This window comes from Luteimonas flava, assembly GCF_036584485.1.
Classification (GTDB): Bacteria; Pseudomonadota; Gammaproteobacteria; order Xanthomonadales; family Xanthomonadaceae; genus Luteimonas; species Luteimonas flava.
The window spans coordinates 573040-585718 of the sequence record NZ_JAZHBM010000002.1 but is presented as its reverse complement, the minus strand read 5'-3'; the positions used below and the strand labels follow the sequence as shown (position 1 = coordinate 585718).

The following is a 12679-nucleotide window of genomic DNA, read 5'->3' as shown; positions in this document are numbered from 1 at the left end:
GATGTTTCATCGGCGCTTCCCATGCTGCACGCCTGCCGCTGGAAGCCACCGCCGTGCCCGCCCGCAAGACCGAACTCGCGCATCGCGCACTGGCCACCCACGCCGGCTCTCTGGATCTGCGGCAGCGGCGTGCGCTGATCCTGTGCGACGGCCAACGCTCGGTCGTCGAACTCACGCGCATGCTCGGCGCCGGCACGCCGGCGCTGCTGCTGCAGCTCCAGACACTGGGGTATCTGGACGCACTCGATGCGGGGATGTCGGTGCCTGCGCCCGAAGGCGATGCGGGCGCGTCCACGGCAGCACCCGCGTCCACGCGTCGACGTTCGCTGAGCGCAGCGCGCGTCTACATGCAGGGCATGCTGGAACTGCAGCGCGCGCCGGCCGCCACGGCGTTGCGTGCACGTCTGGTCGGCAGCGCCGATGAAGCCGAGACGGTGACCGCGATCCTCGAAGCGCTCGCGGGCCTGCCTGCGTTCACCAAACCCGGATACGCGGCGCGCGTGCGCGAGCGCGTGGCGGAAGTGTTGCCGGAACCACATCTGCCGGCACTGGCCGCGCTGGGGCTCGAAGGCGAAGCCGACGCGGTGGCCTGACGCCACCGCGCATCGATCAACCGCGTGGCGGCACGAAGTTGCGCTGCAGACCCGCCCAGCAGGCCTGGTAATCGCCCTGGCGATGCACGGCGTCGAGCGCCTGCCGCGTCGGGCGGATCACCGCGCGCGTCTCGAACATGAAGGCCATCGTGCCGCTGATGACGTCGGGCTTCGACAGATCGGCCGCGCTGGCCTTCTCGAACGTCGCTGCGTCCGGGCCGTGTCCGCTCATGCAGTTGTGCAGCGAGCACGCGCCGGGCGAGAAGCCGTCGGCCTTGGCGTCGTAGTGACCGTGCACCAGCCCCATGAACTCGCTGGCGACGTTGCGGTGGAACCACGGCGGCCGGAACGTGTCCTGCGCCACCAGCCAGCGCGGCGGGAAGATCGCGAAATCCATGTTCGCCGTGCCGGGCGTGTCGCTGGGCGAGGTGAGCACGGTGAAGATGCTCGGGTCTGGGTGGTCGAAGCTGATCGAACCGATCGCGTTGAAGCGGCGCAGGTCGTACTTGTACGGCGCGTAGTTGCCGTGCCAGCCGACAACGTCGAGCGGCGAGTGGTCGATCGGCGCCTGCCACAGATGGCCCTGGAACTTGGCGATCAGGGTGAAGTCGCCCTCGACGTCTTCGTACGCCGCGACGGGCGCGAGGAAGTCGCGTGGATTGGCGAGGCCGTTCGCGCCGATCGGCCCGAGATCGGGCAGGCGCAGCGCATGCCCCTGGTTCTCGCAGACGTAGCCGCGGCTCGGACCGTCGGGCAGTTCGACGCGGAAGCGCACGCCGCGCGGGATCACCGCGATCTCCTGCGGCTCGACTTCGAGCACACCGAACTCGGTCGCCAGGGTCAGCCGTCCCTGCTGCGGCACGATCAGCAGTTCGCCGTCCGCGCTGTAGAAAAAACGGTCCGTCATCGACGTGTTCGCGGCATAGACGTGGATGCCCACGCCCTCGTGCGCGCCCGGACCGCCGGTGCCGGCCATCGAGAACAGGCCGTCGACGAAATCGACCGGTGTCTCGGGGATCGGCAACGGACTCCAGCGCATCTGGTCCGGCGGCACCGGACCACGATCGAAACCGTCATGGAAGCGCGGCTGCTGGAACGGCGAGAACGTGCCGTGCATCGCCGCAGGACGGATGCGGTATAGCCAGCTGCGCCGGTTCTCGCCGCGCGGCGCGGTGAACGCGGTGCCCGAGAGCTGTTCGGCGTACAGGCCATGCGCGACGCGCTGCGGCGAATTCCGGCCGATCGGCAGCGTGCCGGGCTCGGCCTCGGTCGCGAATTCGTTGCCGAAACCGGACATGTACCCGCGCGGGCCGCGCACTTGTGCGTGGTCCAGCGGCAGCGCCGTCACCGTGTCGTCCGTCGATGCGTTCATGGCTTCACCCGAATGAATATTCCGCCGTGCATCCCCGCGTTCGGGGATGACGGCTGCAGACCCGCCTGCGCCGCTCCGCGCCTCGTTGGCGCGGCGCACGATGCCGCGCTGGACTCAGAGCACGCCGCGCTGCATCTGGTCGCGTTCAATGCTCTCGAACAGCGCCTGGAAGTTGCCTTCGCCGAAGCCCTCGTTGCCCTTGCGCTGGATGATCTCGAAGAAGATCGGGCCGAACGCGTTCTTGGTGAAGATCTGCAGCAGCTTGCGTTGCTTGGTCTCCGGATCGGCGTCGATCAGGATCTTGTTGCGGCGCAGACGCTCGACGTCTTCGCCGTGCGCCGGAATGCGCTGGTCGATGACGTCGAAGTAGGTTTCCGGCGTGTCGAGGAAGTCGATGCCCTTCTCGCGCATCTGTTCGATCGACGCATAGATGTCGTCGGTGAAGCAGGCGATGTGCTGGATGCCCTCGCCCTTGTACGCGTCGAGATATTCGTTGATCTGCGACTTCGGATCGTTCGACTCGTTGAGCGGAATGCGCACCACGCCGTCGGGCGCGGTCATCGCTTTCGACTTCAGGCCGGTCTTGGCGCCCTTGATGTCGAAGTAGCGGATCTCGCGGAAGTTGAACAGCTTTTCGTAATAGTCCGACCACTTCTGCATGTTGCCGAAGTAGAGGTTGTGCGTGAGGTGGTCGATGAAGGTCAGGCCGAACCCGGTCGGGTTCTGGTCGGCGCCGTCGATCGCGACGTAGTCGTCGCCGTAGATCGAGCCCGCCCCGCCGTAGCGGTCGACCAGATACAGCATGCAATCGCCGATGCCCTTGACCACCGGCGCGTCGACGGCCTTGCTCGATTCGCGATCGCCGATCGCCTCGCCACCGTTGTCGAGCACCTTGCCGTAAACATCGCCGGCCGGCTGCTTGAAGCGGATCGCGAAGCCGCAGGCGGACGGGCCGTGCGCCTTGGCGAAATCGGCGGCGAACGAATCCGGATCTTCGTTGAGCAGGAAGTTCACCCCGCCCTGCCGGTACACGGTGATCGCCCGCGTCCTGTGCTTGAGCACCGCGGTGAAGCCCATGTTGCGGAAATAGGTGTGCATGAAATCCGCCTGGCCCGCAGGCGCGGCGAACTCGACGAACTCGAAGCCGTCGATGCCCATCGGGTTCTCGAACGTGGTCACTTCCATGCCGAGATTGGGGGCGGTGTGTGCGTGAGCGCTCATGGGATACTCCGTCGCGATGGGGCCGGCCGGGAACGGGCGGTTTCAGACCGTCCTTTATAGTTACGCATGCAACCTAATTGCAAGGCGCATCGCACCATGACCCAAGCCGCGGCTCCTCCTGCTGCCCTGTCCGACCCCGCCGACGCCCACGAGGGCCACGGGCACCACCGCCTCGATCTCGAGCAGTTCCTGCCGTACCGGCTGAGCGTGCTGACCAACCGCATCAGCCGCGGACTGGCCGACATCTACAGCGAGCGCTTCGGCATCAGCGTGACCGAATGGCGGGTGATCGCGGTGCTGGGCCGCTATCCGGGCCTGTCGGCGAACGGCGTGGCCGAACGCACGGCGATGGACAAGGTGGCGGTGAGCCGCGCGGTCGCACGCCTGCTCGAGCGCGCACTGATCGAACGCGAGATGCACGACAGCGATCGCCGCCGCTCGGTGCTGGAACTCAGCGAGGCCGGCTACGCGGTCTACGACGTGGTCGTGCCGCTGGCGCTGGAGTACCAGCGCAATGTGCTGGCGCCGCTGGACGAGGCCGAGCGCGCGACCTTCGCCGCGATGATGGCCAAGCTCGAGGCACCGCTGAAGGATTGAGTCCGCGCGCTGCGCGAATCGCTCGGCTCAAACAAAAACAGCGCCCGAGGGCGCTGTTTTCGTGTCGGAATCACCGTCCGGTTACGGACGGCGTTCCTGGTCGAGCCTGGTGCCGGCCGCGACCGGTTCACCGATGCCGTCCTGCCCTGCGAGCGCCGGCTCGTCGTCCTTGAGCGTGTCGAGATGCATCAGGCGACGGATCAGCGGCGCGATCAGCAGCATGACCACACCCACGCCGACGGCCAGCCAGCCGACATTGGAGTAGACCTCCATGACGCGCGCGACACCGCCGCCTTCACCGCCCGTGGCCGCCGAAATCAGGCCGGCCGCGAAATTGCCGGTGGCGGATGCGAAGAACCAGGCGCCCATGATCAGGCTGGCCATGTTCGCCGGGCTCAGGCGGTTCATCGCCGACAGGCCGACCGGCGACAGGCACAGCTCGCCCAGCGTGTGCAGCAGGTAGATCAGGAAGATGAAGATCACCGGGGTGGCGCCCGCGCCTGCGGACTTCGCACCGGCCACCAGCACCAGGAAGCCCGCACCGACCAGCACCACGCCGAGCGCGAACTTGGCCGGCGCCGACGGTTCGAACCCGCGCTTGGCCAGCCACAGCCACACCATCGCGAAGATCGGCGCCAGGGTGATGATGTAGAACGAGTTCAGCGACTGGAACATCGACGCCGGGACTTCCCATCCGAAGATGGTGCGATCCACGGAGCGATCGGTGAACAGGTTCAGCGATGCGCCTGCCTGCTCGAACAGCGCCCAGAACAGCACCGAACCGATGATCAGATACAGCGCCGCGAGGATGCGGTCGCGGTCCTGGCGTTCCAGCTTGAACACCGCCTTCCACAACACGAAGCCGATCAGCAGCACGCCCGAGGCACCGAGCAGACCGCCCACCAGCTTCTGGTGCTGCAGCAGGAACCACACCAGACCGACGGCCGCGACACCGAGGATGTAGAGCATCCATTCGAACCGCAGGCCGCCCAGCACGGGCGCCGCCAGGCGCTCGGGGACACGCGACTCACCACGGCCCATCAGCAGCGGCTTGCCCATCACGAACACCACCAGGCCGAGCAGCATGCCGACACCCGCCGCGCCGAAGCCGTAGGCCCAGCCGTAGGTCTGGCCGAGATAACCGGCGATCAGCGAACCGAGCATCGCGCCCAGGTTGATGCCCATGTAGAAGATCGTGTACGCCGGATCGCGACGTATATCCGTGCGCGGGTACAGCTGACCGACCATCACCGAGATGTTGGCCTTCAGGAAGCCCGAGCCCACGATGATGAAGGCCAGCGCCAGCCAGAAGATGTTGATCTCGGCCGCGGACTGGCCGCCGTCGCCTTCGAACGCCATCAGGAAGTGGCCGAAGGTCAGCAGCACGGCGCCGAACAGGACCGCCTTCCGCTGTCCCAGATAGCGATCGGCCAGGTAGCCACCGACCACCGGCGCGATGTACACCAGCGCGGTGTAGGCGCCGTAGATCACTGATGCCTCGGAATCCGAGTACATCCAGTGCTGCACGAGATAGAAGATCAGCAGCGCGCGCATGCCGTAATAGGAGAACCGCTCCCACATTTCGGCGAAGAACAGCACGAACAGGCCGCGCGGATGGCCGAGGATGGTTTTCTGTTCCTCGGCGGCGTACGGATTCATTGACACGTAGGGCGACTCCTGACGTTGATCGATGCCGCGGACCGGGCCGGGCGACGCGCTAAGTTAGCGGCGCCCGGACCACATGGAAAGTGACCTTCGCCATCCCTGGCCCGTGATCCCGTGCAGTTGCGGCGGTGCAGCAGAACGCGTCAGCGCATTCAGCCGGCGGGGTACACGTAGCTCGCACCCACGCCCAGCGGAATGCCCAGACCCCAGAACGCGAGCAGGAACAGCGTCCACAGGATCGACAGCGCGATCGAATACGGAATCATGATCGACACCAGCGTGCCGATGCCGGCCGAGGTCACGTAGCGCTGGCAGAACACGACGATCAGCGGGAAATACGGCATCAGCGGCGTCAGGATCGTGGTCATCGAATCGCCGACGCGGTAGGCCGCCTGGGTGAGATCGGGCGATACGCCGAGCTGCATCATCAGCGGCACCATGATCGGTGCGAGCAGCGCCCACTTCGCCGACGCCGAACCGATGAACAGGTTCACGACGCCGGTCATCAGGATCAGGCCGATGATGGTCAGCCACATCGGCAGGCCGAGGCCCTTGAGGAAATCCGCGCCTTCGACCGCCAGCAGCGTGCCGAGGCCCGAGCCGTTGAAGCCGGCCAGGAACTGCGCGATGAAGAACGCGATGACGATGTAGTAGCCCATGCCGCTCATCGACTTGGTCATCGCCGCGATGATGTCGCGATGCGTCTTGACGGTGCCGGCGATGTAGCCGTAGACCACGCCCGGCAGGAGGAACAGCACGAAGATCAGCGCGACGATCGACTGCATCACCGGCGCGGCGGCGACGAGCAGCGGATGGCTGCCATCGGGCACGGCTTCGGCAGGCGCGCGCCACGGCGAGGTCTCGGGCATCAGCGTCAGCGCGAACAGGGCTGCGGCCACCAGCATCGCGATCACGGCCCACAGCAGGCCGCGCTTCTCGGCGGCGTTGAGCTCGTCCATCTTCGGCAGATTCGCCGGATCGCCGTCGACGACCGTGCGCTTGAGGCGCGGCTCGACGATGCGGTCGGTGACGAACCAGCCGATCGCGATGATCAGCAGGCTCGATGCGCTGGTGAAAATCCAGTTGTTGAGCGGATTGACGATCAGCGCCGGGTCGAGGATGCGGCCCGCTTCCTGGGTGAAGCCGGCGAGCAGCGGATCGAGCGAGGACGGCACCAGCAGCGTGGCCGAAAACCCGCCCGACACACCGCAGAACGCCGCCGCGATACCCGCCAGGGGGTGCCGGCCCGCGGCGTAGAAGATCACCCCGCCGAGCGGAATCACCAGCACGTAGCCGGCGTCGACCGCGACGTGGCTCAGCACCGCGACCGCGACCAGTGCCGGGGTCAGCAGCTGCTTCGGTGTCACCGACAGCACGCGACGCAGCGCGGCATTGATGAAACCGGTGTGTTCGGCGACGCCCAGGCCGAGCATCGCCACCAGCACCACGCCCAGCGGCGCGAAGCCGAGGAACACGCGGACCATGTTCGCCATGAAGGCGGTCAGCGATTCACCCGAGAGCTGGTTGACCACCTGGATCGGCGTGCCGCTACGCGGATCGATCGCCTGGAAATCCACACCCGACAAGGCCCAGGACAGCGCCCACACCGCGAGCATCAACAGCAGGAACAGCATCGCCGGATCCGGCAGTTTGTTGCCCACGCGTTCGACCGTATCGAGGAACCGGGCGATGGCGCCGCGTGGCGCTGCGGTGTCCGGAGAAGGCTGGCTCATGCGGTGTCGTCCCCTGTTTCGTCAGCCCCGCATCCTAGCAGCCGGGCGCCGCGCGAGGCTCCGCAGCCGGCCCGGAAACGAAAAACCCCGGCACGTGGCCGGGGTTTTCCGTCGCAACTGCAATCGCGATCAGGGCGTGTAACTGGCGCGCACCGTCAGGCGACCGAAGGCGCGTTCGCCGACCACGCGCACGTACCACGTGCCCGCCTGCGGCGACGCGAGCGTCACGGTTTCGTTGTTGCCCGGACGCTGCGAACGCAGCTGCCACGCATCGACCGTCGGCAGCACGTCGCGACTCGCATACAGCGTCACGTCGCCGGTGCCGCCCGCGGTGAGGATGCGCAGGTTGCGCGCGCCGGCCGGCACGTCGATGCGGAACAGACGCGATTCACCCGCAGCACCTTCGATGCCGCCGAGCTGCACGCCGTTGACCAGCGGCTGCGCGGCCGTCGCCGGATCCTCGACGATCGACACCGCGGCGATGGCACTGTCGTTGGCCGCATTCGGATCCTGCGTCTGCGACGTGGCCGCGGCGGTCAGCGTCACGGTCTCGTCGATCAGCGCGTCAGGTGCGACCGTCGACAGTGAGAACACCGCCTGCCCCGCGTTCGCCAGCGTTTCGCTGCTGCACGACAGCGTGGTCTTGCCGTCGGCCACGGCCGGCGCATCGCAGCTCCAGTCGGCAGGCGGCGTGACCCGCAGATCGTCGAGTTCCGCATCCAGCACCGCGCCGAAGCCCGGGAACTGCGCAGCATCGGGACCGGCGTTGGCCAGCGTCGCAGTGAACGCCAGCGTGTCGCCCGCGAACACTTCCGCATTCGCGGCCGCGACCGTGATGCCCAGATCGGCGACCGTCACCGGCTGCAGGCGCACCAGCAGCACCGTCGGATCGTGATCGGACAGACGCGTCGGCGTGTTGGCGTCATTGCGCGCGACTTCGGGGAAGTCGGCATTGATGCGCGCGTGGCTGACGTCGAGGCCGACGACCAGCGGCGAATCCACCATCGCCTGGTTCACCAGCACGTGGTCGAGCGACTGCGCCTGGTAATCGAACACGAAGGAGTAGCGCTCCTCGGCAGACGCTTCCAGCGTCATGTTGAGCAGCGACGGTGCGATCAGCACCGCGCCGTCGTCCACCGCGGTCTCGCCGTCGGGCGACGGCAGGCCGGTGACCGTGCCCATCGCGTCGACGTAGCCGTCGTTGAACTCGAACGCGTTGAAATCGCCGAGCACCACGATCTGGCGCGTCGCGTCGGCCTTCTGCATGCCGTCGATCAGCGTGGCCAGGTATTCGGCCTGCTTCTGGCGCTTGTCGCGCACGCGCTGGCCACCGGTGGCCCAGCCGTTGGTGCCGGCGGTGTCGGCTTCGATGCCGCTCAGCGAACGCTGGTGCACGACGATCGCGGTGAACGGATAGCTGCGGCCGTCGGTGAAGTGCGCCACGGCGTCGAGCACCAGCGGCGGACGGTCGTTGAGCACGCTGGTCGAACCGTTCGGATTGGTCAGCACTTCCTCGGTGCCGACCTGTTCGACCGCGCCCACCGCGATGCGGGCGACGCTGCCGACCGACGCGGTCTTGACCAGGAAGCCAACGTCGATGCCGCCGACGTCGAAGCCTTCTTCGAGATACGCGACGTAACCCGGATCCGGCTGGCCCGCGGCGATCGCATCGGCGTTGATGCGGTTGGCGAGCGTGGTCAGCACCGGGAGGTTCTCGACCTCGGTGACGCCGACGACGTCCGGGGTATGCAGATACGCGCGGATGCCGATCGAGGCCTTCGACAGGCGACGCTCCAGCGCGGCCGGCGTCAGGGTCGGACCGCTGTTGGCATCGTTCACCGTGTCGAAGAAGCGCTGCAGGTTGTAGGTCGCGAAGGTCACGTGGTCGGGACCCGGCAGCATCGACGGACGCGGTTCGCCGGCGCCCGTGCAGTCGCTGGTGAGCGCGCCTTCGGGGTAGATCGTGTAGCGGCGGAAGGTGTAGTCGAGCGGACCGGTCAGCGAACCACCGGTGATGCGGCAGCCGGCGGCGAGATCGGCGGTCGGTGCACCGATGGTGGTGCTGTTGACCGCGATCAGTTCCGGGTTGTAATCCCAGCGCGGGATGTTCGGCGCGCTGCTGCCCAGCGGATCGGGATCCGGAATCTGGATGCCCGGCTCGCGGAACGGACGCGCCGTACCGGTGACGACGACGGCGAAACGGCCATTGCTGCTGCCGGTCGCCTGCGCTTCGTTGGTGTTGCCCGTGGTCGGCGCGACGACGGTGAAGCTCGGCGCGGTGACGCGCATGCCTTCCAGATGCTCCAGCTGCTCGAGGCCGCCGGTGGCGTTGGGCATGTCGTTGGTGAGCACGATCGCCGCAGGCAGCGTGTGGCCTTCCGACAGCTTGACCACCGATGCATTGGTGATCTGGGTCAGCGGCAGCTGCAGCGGATCGGCAGTCGGCACGTACTCGGTCACCGTGCCCTGCACCAGCACCTTGTTGCCGACAGCGACATCGGCCGATGGCGCGCTGTTGGTGAAGACGAACAGGCCTTCCGATGTCGCCGGATCGCCGTCGTCCTCGCCGTCCGGCGTCTGGATGAAGAAGCCGTTGTTCTTGCGGGCGGTGACGATGCCCGTGGTCGCGACCGGCTGGCCCTCGACCGGCGAACGCGCGCCGCGGCCCTGGATCGCGTGGATCGGCAGCGTGGTCACGTCGTCGTTGAGGATGGTGACGACGGCCTGGCCCTTCGCCACTTCCGCGCCCGACACGTCGCTGAGGTTGATGTAGAAGATCTCGTCCGGCTCGACGGTCTCGTCGCCGACGACCTCGACGCTCAAGGTCATTTCGCGCTCGCCTTCACTGAATGTGAGCGTGTTCGAGCGTGCGATGTAGTCGTTGTCGGCAACGGTCGCCGTGCCGTCGGCGGTCGCGTAGGTGAAGCGCACGCCGTCCGGGCCGGCCGGCTGGTTCAGCGACACGGTCACGAAGAACGGCGTTCTGCCGCTGTCGCCTTCGGCGCCGCTGGTGTCGGTGATGCTCAGATAGAGCGTGCCGCCACCGCTGCAGATGTTCGGAACGCTGGCGCTGTTGCGTGGCGCCGCCAGCACCGCGGTGAAGTCGGCCGCGTTGTGGTTGGTGTCGGTGCACCCCTCGCCCGCGCGCAGCGCTGCGGTCGTGTTGGTCAATGCAGGCGCCGCACCGGCGCCTTCGAAACAGTTCGCCGTGCCGTAGCCGACGAAATCGACCACGTTGGTCGGACAGGCGCCACTCAGCGCACCGCCACCCTCCACCAGCGCCACCTTGCCGTTGGCGCCGGCCATCGCGATGGTGCCAGTCGCGTCCGGTGTCGGCAGCGCCTGGGTGCCGCCGGTGCCGTCGGCCTGCTTGACGAGGTAATACGCGCCCGGCGCGATGCTCCCCTCGAGGGCGGTGAGCTGCCAGCTCGTGCCGCTGGTCGATGCGTACTGCACCGTCCAGCCGCTCACGTCGACCGGCAGGTCGCCGTTGTTGTGCAATTCGATGAAGTCGCTGCGATACGTCGCACCGCTGTTGCCGCCACCGCCGTATACCTGGCTGATGACGACCTCGCCGTGCGCGGCGCCTGCGCCGCAACACAGCAACAAGGCCGACAACAGCCGGCTGGTTGTTCGAGTCATGCGTGAATCCCCAAGAGTCCCCGGGCGACAGCGCCCCACGCCCGATTGTGCCGGGCTTGGATGGCGATTGCATGACGCCGGCCGGCACTTGTCGCCGCGCAGCGTCAGCGCGCACGGGAGCGGGGGGGCCTGCGGTACCCTGCGCCGATGACGATCGACCGCAACCAGCGCCCTCTCGAAGACGGCATCCACCGCGACCTGTCCGGCCGCATCACCTACGGCGGCTACCTGCGTCTGGACCTGCTGCTGGCCGCGCAGCAGCCGCTGTCGCAGCCGCCACATCACGACGAGATGCTGTTCGTCGTCCAGCACCAGGTCTCGGAGCTGTGGCTCAAGCTGCTGATCCACGAACTGTCGGCGGCGATCGGCCACCTGCAACGCGACGAGGTCTGGCGCTGCCGCAAGGTGCTGGCGCGCTGCAAGCAGGTGCTGCGGCAGCTGACCGAGCAATGGTCGGTGCTGGAGACGATGACGCCGGCCGAGTACATGGAGTTCCGAGACGTGCTGGGTCCGTCATCCGGCTTCCAGTCGCTGCAGTACCGCACCGTCGAGTTCCTGCTGGGCAACAAGAACGCGGCGATGCTCGACGTGTTCGCCCACGAGCCCGACGGCCAGGCAGCGCTGCAGGCCGTGCTCGACGCGCCCGGCCTCTACGACGAATTCCTGTGCTATCTCGCCCGCTGGGGCCATCCGGTCGATCCGCGGCACCTGCAGCGCGACTGGCGCCAGCCGCACACCTTCGATGCCACGCTGGTGCCGGTGTTCGAGTCGATCTACGAGGATACCGAACGCCATTGGCGCGAGTACTCGCTGTGCGAGGACCTGGTGGATCTCGAATCGCAGTTCCAGCTGTGGCGCTTCCGACACATGCGCACGGTGATGCGCATCATCGGCTTCAAGCGCGGCACCGGCGGCTCGAGCGGCGTCGGCTTCCTCAAGCAGGCTCTGGAGTTGACCTTCTTCCCCGAACTGTTCGAAGTCCGCACGCACGTCGGACCGGGGCGCGGCAGCGACGCCGACGTCAGCGCCGCGCCGTAATGGATCCGCTGCCGTCCGGCACGCTCCACGGACGCCGCGCGCTCGTCGCAGGCGGCAGCCGCGGCATCGGACTGGCGATCGCGAACGCACTGGCGCAGGCCGGCGCCAGCGTGTCCATCTGCGCACGCGGCACAGAGGCACTGGATCAGGCCGCCTCCCGACTCCGGATCCATGGCGCCGGGATACACACGCACCGCTGCGATCTCGCCGAAGCGGATGCGCCTGCCGGCTGGGTCGAGGCGGCGGCGCTGGCGCTCGGCGGGGTCGACATCGTGGTCAACAACGCCTCCGCGCTCGCCCATGGCACCGACGACGATGCCTGGCGGGCCGGCTTCGAGGTCGACCTGATGGCGGCGGTGCGCTGCAACCGCGCAGCCCTGCCGTACCTGCGCGACAGCCAACACCCCGCGATCCTCAACATCGCCTCGATCAACGCGTTGCGACCCACGCCACGCGCCACCGCCTATTCCACCGCGAAGGCGGCCCTGACCTACTACACGGTGACGCTGGCCGCGGAACTCGCACCGGCGCGCATCCGCGTCAACGCGCTTGCGCCGGGATCGATCGAGTTTCCCGGCGGCCTGTGGGCTGCACGCGCCATCGAAGATCCCGCCTTGTACAGCCGCGTGCGCGATTCGATTCCGTTCGGCGGTTTCGGTGCCCCCGGAGACGTTGCAGCCGCCGCCCTGTTCCTGTGTTCGGACCAGGCACGATGGATCACCGGGCAGGTCCTGGCGGTCGACGGCGGCCAGATGCTTGCAGGCTGATCGACCGGCGCGTCGCCTGCCGCATGCCGCGCATCGAGCGCAAGCTGGGGC

At 67.6% G+C, this 12679-nt stretch carries 9 protein-coding genes; 4 read left to right on the top strand and 5 right to left on the bottom strand.

The annotated features are described in order from the left end of the window. The first annotated feature begins 53 nt into the window (after positions 1-53). The gene (locus tag V3391_RS09715) at positions 54-593 is read left to right on the top strand and encodes a hypothetical protein (protein ID WP_332078212.1); all 540 of its coding nucleotides are present in this window, start codon (positions 54-56) and stop codon (positions 591-593) included. A gap of 16 nt (positions 594-609) precedes the next feature. On the opposite strand, the gene hmgA is transcribed toward V3391_RS09715, so the two are convergent. Further along, positions 610-1890: a homogentisate 1,2-dioxygenase gene (hmgA, locus tag V3391_RS09710; protein WP_332078728.1), complete on the bottom strand. Its 1281-nt coding sequence runs from the start codon at positions 1888-1890 to the stop codon at positions 610-612. Between the two features lie 189 nt (positions 1891-2079). After that, complete coding sequence (gene hppD / locus V3391_RS09705; protein ID WP_425497249.1) at positions 2080-3150, bottom strand: 4-hydroxyphenylpyruvate dioxygenase; 1071 nt, start codon at positions 3148-3150, stop codon at positions 2080-2082. A 132-nt stretch (positions 3151-3282) separates the two neighbouring features. Between hppD and V3391_RS09700 the strand changes: the two genes are divergently transcribed. Continuing rightward, positions 3283-3783 carry a MarR family winged helix-turn-helix transcriptional regulator gene (locus V3391_RS09700; RefSeq protein WP_332078210.1) on the top strand — a complete coding sequence of 167 codons (501 nt, stop codon included), beginning with the start codon at positions 3283-3285 and terminating at the stop codon, positions 3781-3783. An 81-nt stretch (positions 3784-3864) separates the two neighbouring features. Here V3391_RS09700 and V3391_RS09695 read toward each other — a convergent pair whose 3' ends face one another. From V3391_RS09695 to V3391_RS09685, 3 genes are all read right to left on the bottom strand, one after another. Next, on the bottom strand, positions 3865-5442 hold the full coding sequence (locus V3391_RS09695; protein WP_332078727.1) for a peptide MFS transporter: 1578 nt from the start codon (positions 5440-5442) through the stop codon (positions 3865-3867). Between the two features lie 158 nt (positions 5443-5600). Then, positions 5601-7181 (bottom strand): AbgT family transporter, encoded by a 1581-nt coding sequence (locus V3391_RS09690; protein ID WP_332078209.1) that lies wholly within the window; start codon positions 7179-7181, stop codon positions 5601-5603. A gap of 129 nt (positions 7182-7310) precedes the next feature. Beyond that, positions 7311-10823: a Calx-beta domain-containing protein gene (locus tag V3391_RS09685; RefSeq protein WP_332078208.1), complete on the bottom strand. Its 3513-nt coding sequence runs from the start codon at positions 10821-10823 to the stop codon at positions 7311-7313. A gap of 147 nt (positions 10824-10970) precedes the next feature. Between V3391_RS09685 and V3391_RS09680 the strand changes: the two genes are divergently transcribed. Together V3391_RS09680 and V3391_RS09675 are read left to right on the top strand one after the other, a co-directional pair. Beyond that, positions 10971-11861, top strand: a complete 891-nt coding sequence (locus V3391_RS09680) for a tryptophan 2,3-dioxygenase (protein WP_332078207.1) — start codon at positions 10971-10973, stop codon at positions 11859-11861. A gap of 8 nt (positions 11862-11869) precedes the next feature. Beyond that, a complete protein-coding gene (locus V3391_RS09675; RefSeq protein ID WP_425497248.1) occupies positions 11870-12628 on the top strand; it encodes an SDR family NAD(P)-dependent oxidoreductase in 759 nt (252 codons plus the stop codon). Positions 12629-12679: the final 51 nt, after the last annotated feature.